This is a genomic window from Spiribacter sp. 1M189 (genome assembly GCF_040838345.1).
Classification (GTDB): domain Bacteria; phylum Pseudomonadota; class Gammaproteobacteria; order Nitrococcales; family Nitrococcaceae; genus Spiribacter; species Spiribacter insolitus.
Genome location: NZ_JBAKFF010000001.1, coordinates 1,683,803 through 1,700,151, shown reverse-complemented (window position 1 = coordinate 1,700,151; position 16,349 = coordinate 1,683,803). Strand labels below are relative to the sequence as shown.

Here is a 16,349-nt window from a genome sequence, read left to right as displayed (position 1 = left end):
TCGACCTCAGAGGATGTAGCGGCTGAGATCTTCATCACCGGCCAGGTCTGCGAGTTGCGCATCCACGTAGTCGGCGTCGATGGTGATCGCCTGGCCGCTCTGGTCGGGTGCGCCGTAGGAGATCGCCTCCAGCAGTCGTTCCATAACGGTGTGCAGCCTTCGCGCCCCAATGTTCTCGGTGCGCTCGTTGACCTCCCAGGCCACGCGGGCGATCCGATCAACGCCCTCCGCCGTAAAGACGAGTTCCACCCCTTCGGTGGCGAGGAGCGCCTGATACTGCCGGACGAGGGAAGCATCCGGTTCGGTGAGGATGCACACGAAATCCTCCACCGCGAGGGAGTTGAGCTCCACGCGGATGGGCAGACGCCCCTGCAGCTCAGGGATCAGGTCGGAAGGCTTCGAGACATGGAATGCCCCGGAGGCGATGAACAGGATATGGTCGGTATTGACCATGCCATGCCGCGTCGAGACCGTGCTGCCTTCAACCAGGGGTAGCAGGTCGCGCTGGACGCCCTCGCGGGAGATATCGCCGCCGCTGCCCTGTTCGCTACGACGCGCGACCTTGTCGATCTCATCGATGAAGACGATTCCGCTCTGCTCCACGGCGTCGATCGCTTTCTGCTTGATTTCTTCCTCGTTGACCAGCCGGGCGGCCTCTTCATCGCGCAACACGCGCCAGGCATCGGCAATACGCATGCGCTGGCGCTCGCTGCGCTGGTTGCCGAGGTTCTGGAACATGCCCTGGAGCTGACTGGTGAGCTGTTCCATTCCCGGCGGCGCCATGATGTCCATGCCCGGTTGCTGCCCGCGGACATCGATTTCGATCTCGCGGTCGTCCAGCTCGCCCTCGCGCAGCTTCTTGCGCATCTTCTGGCGGGTACTGTCCAGGCTTTCGTCCGCCTCGCCGCCGCGTGCCTGGGGCAGGAGCGCGTCGAGAATGCGATCTTCCGCGGCATCTTCTGCCCGGTTCGCCTGCCGGTCCATTTCCTGCTCCCGGACCATCTTCACGGCGTTGTCGGTGAGATCGCGAATGACTGATTCCACGTCGCGGCCGACATAGCCTACCTCGGTGAACTTGGTGGCCTCGATCTTGATGAACGGTGCGTTGGCCAGCCGTGCCAGGCGCCGCGCGATCTCGGTCTTGCCAACGCCGGTGGGGCCGATCATCAGGATGTTCTTGGGGGTGATCTCGGGCCGCAGTCCGGCATCCACCTGCAGTCGCCGCCAGCGGTTGCGCAGCGCATTGGCGACGGCGCGCTTGGCGTCGCCCTGGCCGACGATGTGATTATCCAGCTCCTGGACGATTTCGCGGGGTGTCATTTCGCTCATCAGGCTGTCCCGTCGCCGAGGGTTTCAATGGTCAGGTTGTGGTTCGTGTAGATGCAGATGTCAGCGGCAATGCCGAGCGCCCGTTCGACAATAGTCGCCGCGTCCAGATCCGTCTCGGCCATCAGCGCCTGGGCTGCCGCCTGGGCGAACCCGGACCCGGAGCCGATCGCCATCAGATCGCGTTCTGGCTCAACGACGTCGCCATTACCCGAGATCATCAGCAGACTCTCCCGATCGGCCACCATCATCAGTGCCTCGAGGCGCCGCAGGGCGCGATCCGAGCGCCAGTCCTTGGCCATTTCCACCGCAGCACGGGTGAGCTGACCCCGGTAGCGCTCGAGCTGGCCCTCGAAGCGCTCGAAGAGCGTGAAGGCATCGGCGGTGCCGCCGGCGAATCCGGCGAGGACTCGATCGTGGAAGAGTCGACGCACCTTGCGTGCATTGCCCTTCATAACGGTGTCACCCAGCGTCACCTGGCCGTCGCCACCGACGGCGGTCTGGCCATTGCGGCGCACGGCGAGAATGGTGGTGCCATCAAACTGCTGCAAGACGGTTCTCCGGGCGTTGCTGTAGAGGCATTCAGAGCTCCCTATGGTAACGCAGCCGCGCTGTATCCGGGCTATTTCCGTTGGCGTCGCGCCCGCGGGTGAGCCCGGTCGTAGACCTCGGCCAGATGCTGGAAATCGAGATGGGTGTAGATCTGTGTGGTACCGATATCCGCGTGGCCCAGGAGTTCCTGCACCGCGCGCAGATCACCACTGGATTCCAGCAGGTGGGTTGCAAAAGCGTGCCGGAGCATGTGCGGGTGAACCGGCTGATCCATCCCTTGGGCACGGGCGAGTTCGGCGAGACGCGTCTGAATGGCGCGATGGGAGAGACGACCACCCCGGCGGCTGACGAACAGTGCCGATTCGCCGGACACGGCCAGCTCGTCCCGCACGGCCAGCCAGCGCGCCAGCGCCTCCCGGGCCTTGCGGCCCACCGGAACGATACGCGTTCGGGCGCCCTTGCCGAGGACCCTTAGCTCGCGGGGCTGACCCGCGGCGTCGCTGATGTCGAGGGCGGCGACTTCGGCGAGGCGCAGGCCGGAGCCGTAGATAAGCTCGAAAATGGCATGATCGCGCTCCACGAGCGGATCGTTCCGCGGCATTGGTGCGTCCGGCGCGTCGAGCAGATGAGTGATGGCATCGACATCCAGTGTCCTGGGCAGACTCCGACGCTCGCGGGGTGCCCGGATGTCCGCGCTGGGGTCGCTCTGCGCCAGCCCCTCCCGTTGCAGGTAGCGATAGAAGCCGCGCACTGCCGAGAGCTGCCTCTGCAGCGAGCGTGGGGAGAGTCCACGGCGGTGACCGGCGCTGATCCACGCCCGGACATGAGCGCTGCTTACGGCCCGCCAATCGGGGATATCCGTATCGGTCAGAAAATCGCCAAAGGCCTCAAGATCGCGGCGGTAATGTCGGCAGGTCAGAGCCGAGAGTCGGCGTTCATCCCGCAGGTGGGCGAGATAGGTATCGAGGGCGGGCTGCAGTCCGGCCGGAGTCAACCGGGCTCCCCGTTCAGGGAACGGCGCAGGACCCGAGCCACCAGGGACCCGAGCTGGCCGAGGAAAACCGTTCCCTGTTCGTCGTGGTAGCGATCCGGGTCGCGGCTGCCGATGGCGATAAAGCCCCGCAGGGGCGTCTCGTCCATCGGAATGACGGCGGCCGAGGCCAATGTCTCGGCCTGATCGCCGAAGATCAGCGCCAGACGCTCGGCATCGAGGCTGCCCAGCACCGGTGTGGTACCGGGGAAATGCTCTTCGAGTTGCACGGCTTCGGCGTCGTCGGTGGCAAGCACGGGAACCCCGCCACCGGGCAGGCCATCGCCGATCAGCAGGACCTGTACGACATCTGCGCGGAAGTCCTGTCGCAGGCCATCCCGCAATGCCACCAGGACGCTCTCGAGGTCTTCCGCGGCCAGCAGCTCGAGGGTGAAACGATGCAGCTGCTCGGCGAGCCGGTCATTGTCACGGGCAATGTAGAGCAGTTGATCGAGCCGCTGGGAGAGCTCCCGGGCCTCTTCGCGCAGGATGGACACCTGGTATTCGATCAGGGAGACCGCGCCACCGCTCTCGTGGGGGATGTCCAGCTCCACCAGGATGTCCCGGTGGCGACGCAGCAGATCGGGGTGTTCGCGCAGGAAATCGAGGACCTGCCGCTCGTCGAGTTCGCTGGCGGTATCCGCCGATTCCGTTGTCTGCCTGCTCATTCCGCCCCCGCCGCCATTATGCCCTCGAATACGGGTACCGCCGGGCCGGTCATCCACACCGGTTCCCCTGTCCCGGCCCAGTGTATCACCAGCCTGCCGCCGGGCAGATCCACCGTGACCCGGGCATCGAACCAGTCATTGAGAACACCGGCGACCACGGCGGCACAGGCGCCCGTGCCGCAGGCCAGGGTTTCGCCAACACCGCGTTCGTAGACGCGAAGCCTGGCGTGGTCGCGGCCGAGTACCTGCAGGAAGCCGGCATTGACCCGGTTGGGGAAGTCGGGGTGACCCTCCAGTCGCGGGCCAAGTCGCGCAACGGGGGCCGTGTCCGCGTCGTCTACCCGTAACACCAGATGGGGGTTTCCCATGGATACAGCCGCGACCTCCAGCTGCTGATGCCCGACGCTGAGTGAGTAAAGCGGCCGTTGGGTTGTCGCCAGAAACGGGATATCCGAGGGTGTCAGCACGGGTGGCCCCATATCCACACGCACCCTGTCGTCCGTCATCAGCTCGACGTGGGTCAGTCCATTCATTGTCTCCAGCGTCATCCGGTCGGATGCGGACAGACCCTGATCCCTGAGGAAGCGGGCCATGCAGCGTACCCCGTTGCCGCAGTGTTCGACCTCGGCACCATCGGCGTTCCAGATCCGATAGCGAAAATCGGCTTCGGGGGCATGAGCGGGTTCGGCAAGCAGCACCTGGTCGCAACCGATGCCGTAGCGCCGATCGGCCATACGCCGGACGCGCTCCGGGGTCATGTCCAGCGCGCAGGTGATGCCATCGAGCACGACGAAGTCGTTACCGAGGCCCTGCATCTTGGTGAATGCCAGGCTCATCGCGTCTCCAGCAGTCGCTCGCCCTGCCACAGGGCCTCTAGCGGCTCACGCTCGCGGATGAGATGGGCCTGGTCCCCGTCGACCAGCACCTCCGCCGGCCGCGGGCGCGCATTGTATTGCGAGGCCATGACAAAGCCGTAGGCGCCGGCGCCATGGATGGCCAGCAGCGCGCCGGGGGCGAGGGCCAGGGAGCGGGCTTTGCCCAGCGTATCGGCACTCTCGCAGACCGGTCCGACGATATCGTAGAGGCGTGGCTCGGCATCCACCGGGGCAGCCGTCTCGATGCGCTGCCAGGCGTCATAAAGCGCCGGGCGGAGCAGGTCGGTCATCGCGGCGTCGACAATCGCGAAATCCCGGTGACCGGGCTTGAGGTACTCCACCCGGGTCAGCAGCAGGCCGGCCTCGCCGACGAGCGCCCGGCCGGGCTCCATGAGCAGGCGCTGCGAGCGGCCGGCGAGCAGGGGAGCGAGGCGCTCGGCAAGGTCGGCGGGCGTCGGTGGCTCTTCGTCTTCGTAGCGGATGCCCAGGCCTCCTCCGATATCCAGGTGCGCCAGGCTGATCCCGGCCTCGCCGAGCCGATCGATCAGCGAAAGGCTTCGCGACAGTGCGTCCGCCAGGGGACCCAGTTCGGTCAGTTGCGATCCGATGTGGAAATCGAGCCCGGTCACCCGGATGCCGGGCATTGCCGCCGCCTGGCGGTAGATGGCCTCGGCGCGGTGGATGTCGATACCGAACTTGTTCTCCTTCAGCCCGGTGGAGATATAGGGGTGTGTACGGGCATCGACATCGGGATTGACGCGCAGTGATACCGGTGCCTCCAACCCCTTTCGCACGGCGATCGCGGCGATGCGCTCGAGTTCCGCTTCCGATTCCACGTTAAAGGCAAGGATGCCGACATCCAGCGCCTGAGCGATCTCCGCCTCGGTCTTCCCGACGCCGGAGAACACGACTTTCCCGGGGTCGCCGCCGGCCTGCATCACTCGGGCCAGTTCGCCACCGGAGACGATGTCAAAACCGCTGCCAAGGCGCGCCAGTAACTGGAGTATGGCGAGACTCCCGTTGGCCTTTACCGCATAGCAGATCAGGTGCTCGCGGTCGGCGAAGGCCTCGTCGTAGGCGCGCCAGGCGGCCTCGATGGCTGCTCGGGAGTAGACATACAGGGGCGTGCCGAACGCTTTGGCAAGCGCCGGGACTTCGCAATCCTCAACGCGGAGGGTGCCGTTGTCACGGGACAGGCTCATGCCGTCTCCTCCGAGGCAGCGGAGGAATCGGTCTCGGGCAGATAAAGATCGCCTTTCACGCCGCATCCGGTCAGCAGTATCAGCAGGACGAGCAACAGGCAGGGCAGGATGCGCATGATGGTGCAGGCTCGGCGTTTTGAATGGCGCGATAGTATAAAGCCGCTAGCCTGCGATTCCGAATAGACGTGATGCCGAGGGAGAGGAACATGGTGGATGAGCTGCTCAAGACGGTGGAACAGGGGCCTGCGGAGGCGCGCCACAGCGTGATCTGGCTGCACGGACTGGGTGCCAGCGGGCACGATTTCGAACCGATCGTCCCCGAGCTGGGTCTGCCGGCGGACAGTGCAGTGCGGTTTGTGTTTCCGCACGCTCCGGAGCAGCCGGTTACGCTGAACGGCGGTCTGTCGATGCCGGCCTGGTACGACATCTACGGACTGACGGCCGGGACGCCCGCCGACGAGCGGGGCCTCGACCGCGCCGCCAGCTGGATCGAGTCGCTGATCGACCGCGAGGGTCGGCGAGGCGTGCCGCCTGAGCGTCTGGTCCTGGCGGGTTTTTCCCAGGGTGGAGCCCTGGCGTTGCATACCGGTCTGCGCTACGCCTCGGGACTGGCTGGGATCATGGGCCTGTCAACCTATCTGCCGCTATCGGATCACCTGTCACAGGCTCGAGCGGCAGCCAACCGCGATACGCCGGTCTTTCTCGCCCACGGTCACCATGATCCGGTCCTCTCCCACCAGCTGGGCATCGCCTCGCGGGATACCTTGCTGGCCCTCGGGTACCCGGTCGACTGGCACGACTATCCGATGGAGCACCAGGTCTGCCGTGAAGAGATCGACGATATCGGCCGCTGGCTGCGGCGCGTTCTTGCCCTCGAGTCTTAAGGACAGCTGACCCGGGGTGCGGCATTCAGTCCGTTGCGAGCCGCTGCCGCGCCGCTTCCACCTGGATGCGTACCTGGGCCGGCGCCGTACCCCCCACATGGTCGCGGGCGGCCAGTGATCCGTCCAGTGTGAGCACCTGGAAGACGTCCTCGCCAATGGCCTCCGAGAACTGCTGCAGCTCGGCGAGCGACATCTCGGCCAGGTCGCGCCCCTCGGCCACGCCGTGGGCAACGGCTTTGCCGACGATTTCGTGGGCGTCGCGGAAGGCAACGCCCTGGCGGACCAGGTAATCGGCCAGATCGGTGGCCGTGGCAAAGCCTTCGCGGGCCGCCGCACGAGTGCGCTCCCGGTTGACGCTCAGCGCCGGGACCATGTCGGCAAAGGCCCGCAGGCTGTCGCGAAGCGCATCCGCCGCATCGAACAGAGGTTCCTTGTCTTCCTGGTTGTCGCGGTTGTACGCGAGTGGCTGGCCCTTCATGAGGGTAAGCAGGGTATGAAGGGCACCGTGGACCCGAGCGCTCTTGCCACGAACGAGCTCGGCGACGTCGGGGTTCTTCTTCTGGGGCATGATCGAGCTGCCGGTGCAGAAGCGGTCGGGCAGATCGATGAAACCGGTCAGTGGCGAGGCCCAGATCACGAGTTCCTCGGCCATCCGGGATAGATGGGTCATGGTCAGCGCCGCCGCCGAGACGAATTCGATGGCGAAGTCCCGGTCGGAGACGGCATCCAGGGAGTTGCGGGTCGGGGCGTCGAAGCCCAGTTCAGTGCAGGTCTGGTGGCGGTCGATGGGGAAAGTCGTACCGGCCAGCGCCGCCGATCCCAGTGGCATCTGGTTGACCCGCTGAAGGGCGTCGACAAGCCTGGCTTCGTCGCGCACCAGCATTTCGTACCAGGCCAGCATGTGGTGCCCGAAACTCACCGGCTGCGCCACCTGGAGGTGGGTGAACCCCGGCATGACGGTGTCCGCCTCGCGCTCGGCGAGATCCACGAGCCCGGTCTCAAAACGCCGCAGCAGGCCGATCGTCTCGTCAATCACCGTTCGCAGCCAGAGTCGCACGTCGGTGGCGATCTGATCGTTGCGCGAGCGTCCGGTATGCAGTCGCTTGCCAGCCTCGCCAATACGCTCTGTGAGCCGCGCTTCGATATTCATGTGGACGTCTTCCAGGGCGGGATCCCATGGGAAGTCGCCGGCCTCGATTTCGGCGGCGATGGCGTCCAGTCCCTCGCTGATGGCGGCGGCGTCGGCCTGGCTGATGACGCCGCAGTCGGCCAGCATCCGGGCATGGGCTCGAGAGCCCCGGATGTCCTCGCGGTAGAGCCGTCGGTCATAGTGTTCGGAGGCACTGAAGGCGGTGACAAATGCGTCCGTCGCCTCGCTGAACCGGCCGCTCCAGAGTCCCTTTGCGTCTGACTTGCTCATGCCCTTCCGTCCCCGTCAACTGAGCGCGGCAGTATAGCAGCCGGCCGGTGTTGGACGCCGGATGCGTGGTTCTGTGAACCGGTTGGCGGTCTCTTCATGAAAGGTTTTGCAAGCTTGATCGGGCCGTCCGGCGTTCTGTCGGGCGGTGTTTCAAGCCACCAACGCTTTCGGGAGGACGTGAATGATGAAGATCGTTATTGCCTGTGAACAGTCATCATTGCGCCAGCGACTCGCCCGCCTGGTCGCATCCACACCCGCCTTCGCAGTGAGCGCCGTGCTCGAGGATCCGGCTGATGCAACGCAAGCCCATGGTAATGATCCGGTCGACGTCGTCGTGCTCGGGATACGACAGGAGGCCGACCTCCGTGTCGCCGTGGCACTGGCCAACGAACGCCCGGCACCGGCGGTGGTGCTGGCCAGTTCGCTGACCGACCCCATGTTGCCCCGACTCCAGCAGAGTGGAGTCGACTATGTCCTGGAGCATGTCCAGCCGGCAAGGCTCAAATCGGTCATCCACGATGCACGACCGCTCAGTGCCGAGCAGATTGCCCGAATCCAGGCGCCGGGTTCCGGCGGTGAAAGACGGCATATCCTCTGCCGGCGAAGGAACGGCCTGAGCCTGATTCCGGTGGATGGGGTGCGGTATTTCATGGCCGACCAGAAATACGTCACGGTCCAGCATGATGAAGGCGAGGATCTGATTGAGGATTCGCTCTGCCGGCTGGAGGAAGAGTTCGAGCCGCGCTTCCTGCGTGTCCACCGCAGTGCCCTGATCGCCCGCGATGCCCTGCGCGGACTGGAGAAGGATCTGGATGGGCGCACACAGGCGCTCGTCGATGGCAGTGACGAGCGGCTGCCGGTGAGTCGGCGTCGACTGCCGCAGGTCAGGCGGTGGCTGAAGTCCGCGGCCGGTCCGGGCTGACGGTTTGCCTGATGACGATCTGGCGGTATGGTTGCGGCAGACCGATTCCGGCCGCCGCGGCCGCTGCCAGGCCCTGATAGTTATGACCATCGAGCATCTTCGTATCGCCACCCGCCGCAGCCCGCTCGCCGTCTGGCAGGCAGAACATGTCGCTGACCGGCTTCGAGCCCGGTATCCGGGGCTCGACGTGGAGCTGGTGCGCCTTTCCACACGCGGCGACGAGATCACCGATCGGCCGCTGATGGCCGTTGGCGGTAAGGCGCTGTTCGTCAAAGCGCTCGAGGAGGGCATGCTGGCGGGCAAGGCGGACATTGCCGTGCATTCCATGAAAGACGTGCCGGCGGTGGTGCCAGAGGCCTTTCGCTTGCCGGTCATCCTCGATCGTGAAGACCCCTGCGATGCCCTGGTGTCACGCCGCTATGGTGACATTGCTGAGCTCCCCGCCACTGGTCGTGTGGGCACGGCGAGCCTGCGCCGCGAATGCCAGATTCGGGCGCGGCGTCCCGATCTGGTCGTCGAGTCGCTGCGGGGCAATGTCCAGACCAGGCTCGCCAAGCTGGATGCCGGGGAGTTCGATGCCATCGTGCTGGCGGCATCGGGGTTGCGGCGACTGGGGATGGCCGACCAGATCACCCGCGTCATGCCGCCGGAGGAGAGCCTGCCCGCGGTGGGACAGGGTGCGCTCGGTATCGAGTGTCGCGCCGATGATCCGGAGGTCGAGGCCCTGATTGCTGGCCTGGATGACCCTGATACGCATGACCGGGTTGCCGCCGAGCGCGCGGTCAACGCCAGGCTGGACGGCAGTTGTCACGTGCCGCTCGCGGCCTATGCGCTGCTTGAGGGCGACGACCTGTGGCTACGCGCACTGGTGGCGAGCCGGGACGGGCGGCGGGTATTGCGCTCGGAAGGCCGGGCTCGCCGTGACGAGGGAACCGAGCTGGGGGGCGTCGTCGCCGAGGATCTGCTCTCGCAGGGCGCCGCGGAAATACTGGCCGACGTCCATTGAGCACTCCCCTGCGCGGACGCCGCATCCTGGTGACCCGGCCGGCGGGTCAGGCCGACGGATTGATCCGCCAGCTCGAAGCCGCCGGTGCGCTGGTGCTGCACCGTCCGACGCTTGCGATCGTCCCTTGCGAACCGGACTCCAGGGTCACCGGTCACTGTCCAGACTGGCTTGTCTTTATCAGCCCCAATGCGGTGGATTACGGACTGGCGCATCTGCCACTGGCGCGCTGTCGTTCGACAAAGCTGGCTGCGGTGGGGCCGGGCACGGCGGCCCGGCTGCGCCATGCGGGGCTGCCAGTGACCGTTGCCCCGGTTGCTGGCGGCGGCGCCGACGCATTACTCGCGGAGCCGGCGTTCGATCCCGGGCCGGGGGAGACCGTCGTGATCGTTCGGGGTAAGGAGGGACGTCGACGTCTTCAGTCCGCGCTTCTGACGCGGGATGTCGAGCTCCGTGAGATGGCGGTCTACGAGCGCATCAAACCCGACAATACCCTGGCGATTCCGCAGGAGTGGCAGGCCAGGCGGCTCGACTGCACAATCGTGACAAGTCAGACGGGACTTGCGCATTTGCTCGGCATGGCGGAACCAGGCGCGATAGAGTGGGTACGTCAGGGACGGTTGGTCACGGTCAGCGATCGTATCGCCCAGGCCGCGACAGCCGCCGGATTTGATCGGCCGCTGGTGGCCGGTGGGGCGGACGATGACGCCATCACCCGCACCGTCCGCGCAGCGCTGCAGAGAGAAAACCAATGACTGAAAAGGACAAGGATTCCGAGGAGCTGACCACGGAGAACGGGCCGCTCAGCGAAAATGCTGAGGAAGCTCGGGCTGCCGACGATCCGGGGCCTGCCTCCCGGTCGGCCAATAACGGTGGCGGCAGTAATGGAGAGGATGAAGGGGAAAAGGTTGAGCCAACCCCGACGCCGCCATCAACGGGCCGTTCCGCGGGCCGTGGCGCCCTGATGATCGCGCTGGCCGTCGCCGTACTGGCCGCCGCCGGCGGCGTTTATCTGTATCTCCAGATGCAGTCACTGGCCGACGCCCAGTCAGGGCTTGCGGAACGCAGCGAACTGCAGGCGCTGGCCGACAGGCAGCAGAGCGATATGGGTGAGCTGAACGGACGGATCACCAACCTCAACGAGGCCCTGGAGTCTCGCCTGCAATCGCTCGCGCGACTAGAGAATCGCATGGCGGACCAGGTGTCCGCCCGCAAGGAGCTGGCTGATCGGGTCGATCAGCTCTATCGGCGCATGCAGTCGGAAACCGATGACTGGCGTGTTGCCGAGGCGAGTTACCTCGCTCGCATGGCCTTACACCGGGTCCGTTTCAATGGTGATATCGCCGGTGCGCTCGAGGCGCTTGAGGCGGCAGATATTCTGCTCTCGGGACTTGGTGGTACGGGCATCGATCGCCGCGAAGCCATCGGCGAGGCCGTGGATCGTCTGCTCGCGGTGGATCGGGTGGACATGGTCGCCATCAACCGCGGTCTGGATCGCGTCGCCGATCAGCTCGATGAGCTTCCCCTGGCGGCTGGCATCACCCGCTTCGAGCAGGATGCCGCGGATGAAGGCGAGGATGGGGCCGATCCCGCAGCCAGCGGTGACTGGCAGAGCCGGCTTGAGCGGGCGCGTCAACGCCTGCTGGAAGGCCTTGGCGGCTTGGTGACGGTGAGCCGCGACCGCCAGGTGGAACCCCTCCCGGAACCCGAGTCACGTTTCCTGCTCCAGCAGAATCTGCTGCTGCAGTTAGAATCGGCGCGACTGGCGGCCCTGCGTGGGGAGCCGGAAACCTACCGCGACGCGCTGCGGCGCGTGGACGACTGGGTTGGCGCCTATTTCGACTCGGCCTCGCCGGCGGTATCGGCGGTTCGGGAGCGACTGGCCGGGCTTATCGAGGAGCCGGTGAAAGTCGAAGCGCCCGACATCGCCGGTGTCCTGTCGCCGGTTCTGGACGGGAGCAGTGAACCATGATGGGCCGGCTGATACTGCTGGTCGTCCTGCTGCTGGCAAGTGTCAGCGCGGCACTATGGTTTGCCAACCAGGGCGGCTTCCTGATGCTTCGTGTCGGCGATGTGACGGTGCAGACAAGCCTGTTCGTGGCGGTCGTCGCATTCATCGTCGCCTGGGTGGTTGTGACGCTGATCTACGGGCTGGCGCGGCGCCTGCTGCTGGCACCGGGGCGCATTCGCGTGCGCTGGGCGAGTCGTCGCACGCAGAAGGCACAGCGCGAGCTGGTGGATGGGCTGATCGAACTGGCTGAGGGCCGATATGCCGAGGCCGAGCGCCATCTGGAGGGAACCAGCCGGGCGGCGGTGCAGCCCCTCATGCATCATCTGCTGGCCGCCATTGCCGCGCAGCGCCGCGGTGAGTGGCAGCGCCGCGATGACCTGCTGGCGGCGGCGGATGCCGCCAATCCGCGGGCGCGGGTCGCGGTGGGCCTGCTCCAGGCCCAGTTGCAGGTGGAGGCCGAGCAGTGGGAACAGGCCCTCGCTACGCTGGGCTGGCTGAGGGAAAAGGCCCCGCGCAACCATCGCGTTCTCATGTTTCTGGCGAGGGCGATGCAGGCGGTGGATGATCATGCCGGGCTCGCCGATCTTCTGCCGGATCTGCGCCGGGAAAAGGCATTGCCCGAGGAGGCGCTTGCCGAAATCGAGTACCGCGCGCTGGGCCAGCGCTTCGACGAGCTCGGTGCCGAGGCCAATGCCGACAGCCTGGGCCGTATCTGGAAGTCTCTGCCCAAGGTGCGCCGGCGTGATCCCGCATTGCAGGCTCGCTATGCCCGCGCACTGGTCGATGCGGATTGTCCAGCGACCGCCGAGCAGCAGCTGCGTCGCTGGTTGCGTCAGCATTGGGCGCCGGAGCTGGTCGAGGTTTATGGTGAGTTGCCTCTGGATCCGCCGCAGCGGGTCTACGACCGGATCACCAAATGGTTGCGCGAGCGGCCGGAAGATCCGACGTTGCTATACGCGGCTGCGCGGCAGGCCGCCCGATGCGAGCTCTGGGGACAGGCTCGCGGTTATCTCGAGGCGGCCGTTGAGCGGAGCAACAATCCCGCCATGGCCCGCATGCTGGCCGAGCTCTATGAACGGCTTGGCGAGGAGGAGCAGGCGCGCCGTACCTACCGCCAGGCGCTGGGACTCGACCCGCTGGGTAATAGCCTTCCGCAGATCGAGTCCACCGGTCACTAGACGGTGAGAATGGTTGAGCCGGTGCTCCGCCGGGATTCCAGTGCCCGGTGAGCCGTGGCCGCATCGGCCAGCGGCAGGCGCTGGCCGATGCGTACGTTCAGCCTGCCCTGTCTGACCACCTCGAAAACCGCTGCCGCGGCTGATTTCAGTTCCTCCACCGTGGCGATGTAGTCGAACAGCGACGGCCGCGTCAGGAACAGCGAACCGCCAGCCGCCAACTGACCCACCTCGATGGCGGGTGGTTTGCCTGAGGACTGTCCGAAGCTCACCAGCATGCCGCGGCGGGCCAGGCAGCCAAGCGAGACCATCAGCGTATCGGCACCGACGGAGTCGTAGACCACGTCGACGCCCTGGCCTCCGGTCAGTGCCCTTACCCTTTCCTGGACATTTTCCTCGCGGTAGAGGATGGGATGGTCGCAGCCATTGGCTCTTGCCAGTTCGGCCTTCTCGGGGCTGCCCACGGTTCCAATCACGGTAGCGCCCAGATGGCTGGCCCACTGGCAGAGCAAAAGGCCGACGCCACCGGCCGCGGCGTGGATCAGGACCCGTTCGCCCCGACGTACGGCATGTACCTGCTGCAGGAGGACATGGGCGGTCATGCCCTTGAGCATGATGGCGGCGGCCTGTTCGTTGCTGATGGACTCCGGCAGCGGCACCAGCCGGTCCGCCGGCATTACCCGCTCGGCGGCATAAGCCCCCAGCGGGCCGCCGGCATAGGCCACCCGTTGGCCCGGCTCGACGGTGCTTACACCCTCACCGGTGGCGATAACCTCGCCCGCGCCCTCCAGGCCCGGTGTGAAGGGCAGGCTGCCGGCTTGATAAAGCCCGGTGCGGAAGTAGACGTCAATGTAATTCACACCGATATGCGTCTGACGCAGGAGAACCTCGCCGGCGCCGGGTGCCGGGACCTCGATTGACTCATGCCGCAGCTGTCCGGGCCCGCCGACTTCGTGGACACGGATGGCTTCAGTCATCTTTTTTCTCCGTTTTTCCGCCGGCCATGGCCGCCTCAACGCCGGCGAGGGCCGTCAGATTGACGACACCGCGTACCGTGACCGATGGCGTGAGGATATGCGCAGGCTTGGACATGCCGAGCACGATCGGACCGATGGAGACCGCATCGGTCACCGTTTTCAGCAGGTTGAAGGCGATATTGGCGGCATCCAGTGTGGGCATGATCAACAGGTTGGCTTCGCCGTCCAGGCGCGAGTTGGGGAAGATCCGACGCCGGATTTCCTCGTTGAGCGCCGCATCGCCGTGCATCTCACCTTCGACCTCGAGTGCCGGGTCGCGATCCTCGATCAACTGCAGGGCCTCACGCATCTTGATCGCTTCCGGCGCCTCTGACGTGCCGAAGTTGCTGTGCGAAAGCAGTGCCACCTTGGGAACCATGCCGAAGCGGCGGATTTCATCGGCTGCCAGCACCGTCATCTCGGCGAGCTGATGCGCTGAAGGGTTCTGGTTGACATAGGTGTCGCATAGGAAAAGCGTGCCCTTGGGGGTGATGATGGCATTCATCGCCGCCAGATTGCGGACGCCGGTGCGCCGGCCCAGGACTTCGTTCACGTAGTCGAGCTGACGATGGTATTTACCCACGGCCCCGGCGAGCATGGCATCGGCTTCGCCACGGCGGACCATGAGGGCCGCAATGACCGTGTTGCGCGTACGCACGATCTGCCGTGCCCGGTCGGGCGTGATACCACGACGTTCCATCAGCGAGTGGTAGAGCTGCCAGTATTCCTTGAAACGAGGGTCGTCTTCGGGGTCGACGAGCTCGAAATCGCCATCGATGGCGAGTCGCAGACCAAGGCGCTTGATGCGCATTTTGACCACGCGCCGGCGGCCAATGATGATCGGACGGGCCAGGCGATCGTCCACCACCAGCTGCACGGCCTGCAGGATGCGCTCGTCTTCGCCATCTCCATAGACCACCCGCTGCGGGTTCTGGGTGGCCCGCTCGAAGATCGGTTTCATCAGCAGGCCCGACTGGAACACGTAGGTCGACAGGCGACGCCGATAGGCGGCGAAGTCCTGGATCGGGCGACTGGCGACGCCGCTTTCCATGGCCGAGCGGGCGACCTCGGGCGCGATCCGGGTGATCAGCCGGGGATCGAAGGGTTTGGGGATCAGATACTCGGGGCCGAAGGACAGCGGTTTGCCGCCATAGGCCGCCCGGACCACGTCGGATGACTCCATGGTGGCGAGATCGGCAATGGCCCGCACGCAGGCCTTTTTCATCTCGTCGTTGATGGTGGTGGCGCCTACGTCCAGTGCGCCGCGGAAGATGAAGGGGAAGCACAGGACGTTATTGACCTGGTTGGGATAGTCCGAGCGTCCGGTGGAGATGATCGCATCGGGCCGGGCTTCCAGTGCTTCTTCGGGCCAGATTTCCGGCGTTGGATTGGCCAGCGCCATGATTAGCGGTTTGTCGGCCATGCGCTTGACCATGTCCGGTGACAGAACGCCCGGTGCGGAGAGTCCGAGGAAGATATCCGCATCCTCGATGGCCTCGCCCAGCGTGCGTGCCGGCGACTCGGTCGCGTAGACTCCCTTGCGTTCGTCCATGTACTCGGCACGGCCTTTGTAGATGACGCCCTTCCGATCCGTGGCGATCACGTTTTCCGGACGCAGCCCCATGGACACCAGCAGGTCGAGACAGGCAACGGCCGATGCGCCCGCGCCGGAAGTGACCAGCTTGACGTCCTCAAAGCGCTTGTCGACCAGTCGCAGACCGTTGTATATCGCCGCCGCCGCGGTGATGGCCGTGCCGTGCTGGTCGTCATGGAAGACTGGGATGTTCATCCGCTCACGGAGCTTTTCCTCGACCTCGAAGCACTCCGGCGCCTTGATGTCCTCGAGGTTGATCCCGCCAAACGTGGGCTCGAGCCGAGCGATGGTCTCCACCAGCTGATCGGCCTGCGTTTCGGCGATTTCGATGTCGAAGACATCAATCCCGGCGAATTTCTTGAAGAGCACACCCTTGCCCTCCATCACCGGTTTTGAGGCCAGTGGCCCGATGGCGCCAAGCCCGAGTACTGCGGTGCCGTTGGTGATCACCCCGACCAGGTTGCCGCGGGCGGTCATCGTGGCCGCTTCGCGCTCATCCTCGACGATCGCCTCGCAGGCCGCGGCAACGCCCGGGCTGTAGGCGAGGGCCAGATCCCGCTGATTGGCAAGTGGTTTAGTGGGCGAAACCTCGATCTTCCCCGGCGTGGGGTAGCGGTGATAATCGAGTGCGTTCTGCTTGAAGTCCTCGGCCATGGCTCTTCCTCGGGGTG

16 protein-coding genes are annotated in these 16,349 nt (G+C 65.6%); 6 read left to right on the top strand and 10 right to left on the bottom strand.

Annotated elements, in window-relative coordinates:
- Positions 1-6: 6 nt before the first annotated feature.
- From hslU to lptM, 7 genes are all read right to left on the bottom strand, one after another.
- Positions 7-1,329 (bottom strand): ATP-dependent protease ATPase subunit HslU, encoded by a 1,323-nt coding sequence (gene hslU / locus V6X30_RS08555; protein ID WP_367984194.1) that lies wholly within the window; start codon positions 1,327-1,329, stop codon positions 7-9.
- The gene (gene hslV / locus V6X30_RS08550) at positions 1,329-1,877 is read right to left on the bottom strand and encodes an ATP-dependent protease subunit HslV (RefSeq protein WP_367984193.1); all 549 of its coding nucleotides are present in this window, start codon (positions 1,875-1,877) and stop codon (positions 1,329-1,331) included. Before hslV ends, hslU begins: the two co-directional genes overlap by 1 nt.
- A 71-nt stretch (positions 1,878-1,948) precedes the next feature.
- On the bottom strand, positions 1,949-2,872 hold the full coding sequence (gene xerC / locus V6X30_RS08545; protein WP_367984192.1) for a tyrosine recombinase XerC: 924 nt from the start codon (positions 2,870-2,872) through the stop codon (positions 1,949-1,951).
- The gene (locus tag V6X30_RS08540) at positions 2,869-3,576 is read right to left on the bottom strand and encodes a DUF484 family protein (protein WP_367984191.1); all 708 of its coding nucleotides are present in this window, start codon (positions 3,574-3,576) and stop codon (positions 2,869-2,871) included. Before V6X30_RS08540 ends, xerC begins: the two co-directional genes overlap by 4 nt.
- The gene (dapF, locus tag V6X30_RS08535) at positions 3,573-4,412 is read right to left on the bottom strand and encodes a diaminopimelate epimerase (protein WP_367984190.1); all 840 of its coding nucleotides are present in this window, start codon (positions 4,410-4,412) and stop codon (positions 3,573-3,575) included. The genes V6X30_RS08540 and dapF overlap by 4 nt, the downstream gene beginning before the upstream one ends.
- Positions 4,409-5,653, bottom strand: coding sequence for a diaminopimelate decarboxylase (lysA, locus tag V6X30_RS08530; protein ID WP_367984189.1), 1,245 nt, complete (start codon positions 5,651-5,653; stop codon positions 4,409-4,411). The genes dapF and lysA overlap by 4 nt, the downstream gene beginning before the upstream one ends.
- Positions 5,650-5,769 carry an LPS translocon maturation chaperone LptM gene (lptM, locus tag V6X30_RS08525; RefSeq protein WP_367984188.1) on the bottom strand — a complete coding sequence of 40 codons (120 nt, stop codon included), beginning with the start codon at positions 5,767-5,769 and terminating at the stop codon, positions 5,650-5,652. Before lptM ends, lysA begins: the two co-directional genes overlap by 4 nt.
- A 90-nt stretch (positions 5,770-5,859) precedes the next feature.
- Between lptM and V6X30_RS08520 the strand changes: the two genes are divergently transcribed.
- Positions 5,860-6,537, top strand: a complete 678-nt coding sequence (locus V6X30_RS08520; RefSeq protein WP_367984187.1) for an alpha/beta hydrolase — start codon at positions 5,860-5,862, stop codon at positions 6,535-6,537.
- Positions 6,538-6,562: 25 nt separating this feature from the next.
- Here the strand turns inward: V6X30_RS08520 and argH are convergent, their stop codons facing one another.
- A complete protein-coding gene (gene argH / locus V6X30_RS08515; protein ID WP_367984186.1) occupies positions 6,563-7,957 on the bottom strand; it encodes an argininosuccinate lyase in 1,395 nt (464 codons plus the stop codon).
- A gap of 181 nt (positions 7,958-8,138) precedes the next feature.
- Between argH and V6X30_RS08510 the strand changes: the two genes are divergently transcribed.
- The 5 genes from V6X30_RS08510 to V6X30_RS08490 all read left to right on the top strand — a co-directional run bounded on the left by V6X30_RS08510 (position 8,139) and on the right by V6X30_RS08490 (position 13,071).
- Positions 8,139-8,879, top strand: a complete 741-nt coding sequence (locus tag V6X30_RS08510) for a LytR/AlgR family response regulator transcription factor (RefSeq protein ID WP_367984185.1) — start codon at positions 8,139-8,141, stop codon at positions 8,877-8,879.
- Between the two features lie 82 nt (positions 8,880-8,961).
- Entirely contained in the window at positions 8,962-9,885 is a 924-nt protein-coding gene (gene hemC / locus V6X30_RS08505) for a hydroxymethylbilane synthase (protein ID WP_367984562.1), read from the top strand.
- The gene (locus tag V6X30_RS08500) at positions 9,882-10,637 is read left to right on the top strand and encodes a uroporphyrinogen-III synthase (RefSeq protein ID WP_367984184.1); all 756 of its coding nucleotides are present in this window, start codon (positions 9,882-9,884) and stop codon (positions 10,635-10,637) included. Before hemC ends, V6X30_RS08500 begins: the two co-directional genes overlap by 4 nt.
- Positions 10,634-11,854, top strand: a complete 1,221-nt coding sequence (locus V6X30_RS08495; RefSeq protein WP_367984183.1) for a uroporphyrinogen-III C-methyltransferase — start codon at positions 10,634-10,636, stop codon at positions 11,852-11,854. Before V6X30_RS08500 ends, V6X30_RS08495 begins: the two co-directional genes overlap by 4 nt.
- Positions 11,851-13,071, top strand: a complete 1,221-nt coding sequence (locus tag V6X30_RS08490) for a heme biosynthesis HemY N-terminal domain-containing protein (RefSeq protein WP_367984182.1) — start codon at positions 11,851-11,853, stop codon at positions 13,069-13,071. Before V6X30_RS08495 ends, V6X30_RS08490 begins: the two co-directional genes overlap by 4 nt.
- Here V6X30_RS08490 and V6X30_RS08485 read toward each other — a convergent pair.
- Both V6X30_RS08485 and V6X30_RS08480 read right to left on the bottom strand, forming a co-directional pair.
- A complete protein-coding gene (locus V6X30_RS08485; RefSeq protein WP_367984181.1) occupies positions 13,068-14,045 on the bottom strand; it encodes a quinone oxidoreductase family protein in 978 nt (325 codons plus the stop codon). The two genes, V6X30_RS08490 and V6X30_RS08485, sit on opposite strands and share 4 nt — an antisense overlap.
- Entirely contained in the window at positions 14,038-16,332 is a 2,295-nt protein-coding gene (locus tag V6X30_RS08480) for an NADP-dependent malic enzyme (protein WP_367984180.1), read from the bottom strand. The genes V6X30_RS08485 and V6X30_RS08480 overlap by 8 nt, the downstream gene beginning before the upstream one ends.
- Positions 16,333-16,349: the final 17 nt, after the last annotated feature.

Bases quoted from the DNA above. Each gene is read 5' to 3' on its own strand.
- argH (WP_367984186.1), bottom strand. From the start codon at position 7,957: ATGAGCAAGTCAGACGCAAAGGGACTCTGGAGCGGCCGGTTCAGCGAG.
- dapF (WP_367984190.1), bottom strand. From the start codon at position 4,412: ATGAGCCTGGCATTCACCAAGATGCAGGGCCTCGGTAACGACTTCGTC.
- lptM (WP_367984188.1), bottom strand. From the start codon at position 5,769: ATGCGCATCCTGCCCTGCCTGTTGCTCGTCCTGCTGATACTGCTGACC.
- V6X30_RS08540 (WP_367984191.1), bottom strand. From the start codon at position 3,576: ATGAGCAGGCAGACAACGGAATCGGCGGATACCGCCAGCGAACTCGAC.
- V6X30_RS08480 (WP_367984180.1), bottom strand. From the start codon at position 16,332: ATGGCCGAGGACTTCAAGCAGAACGCACTCGATTATCACCGCTACCCC.
- V6X30_RS08485 (WP_367984181.1), bottom strand. From the start codon at position 14,045: ATGACTGAAGCCATCCGTGTCCACGAAGTCGGCGGGCCCGGACAGCTG.
- lysA (WP_367984189.1), bottom strand. From the start codon at position 5,653: ATGAGCCTGTCCCGTGACAACGGCACCCTCCGCGTTGAGGATTGCGAA.
- hemC (WP_367984562.1), top strand. From the start codon at position 8,962: ATGACCATCGAGCATCTTCGTATCGCCACCCGCCGCAGCCCGCTCGCC.
- V6X30_RS08520 (WP_367984187.1), top strand. From the start codon at position 5,860: ATGGTGGATGAGCTGCTCAAGACGGTGGAACAGGGGCCTGCGGAGGCG.
- V6X30_RS08495 (WP_367984183.1), top strand. From the start codon at position 10,634: ATGACTGAAAAGGACAAGGATTCCGAGGAGCTGACCACGGAGAACGGG.
- V6X30_RS08510 (WP_367984185.1), top strand. From the start codon at position 8,139: ATGATGAAGATCGTTATTGCCTGTGAACAGTCATCATTGCGCCAGCGA.
- V6X30_RS08490 (WP_367984182.1), top strand. From the start codon at position 11,851: ATGATGGGCCGGCTGATACTGCTGGTCGTCCTGCTGCTGGCAAGTGTC.
- hslU (WP_367984194.1), bottom strand. From the start codon at position 1,329: ATGAGCGAAATGACACCCCGCGAAATCGTCCAGGAGCTGGATAATCAC.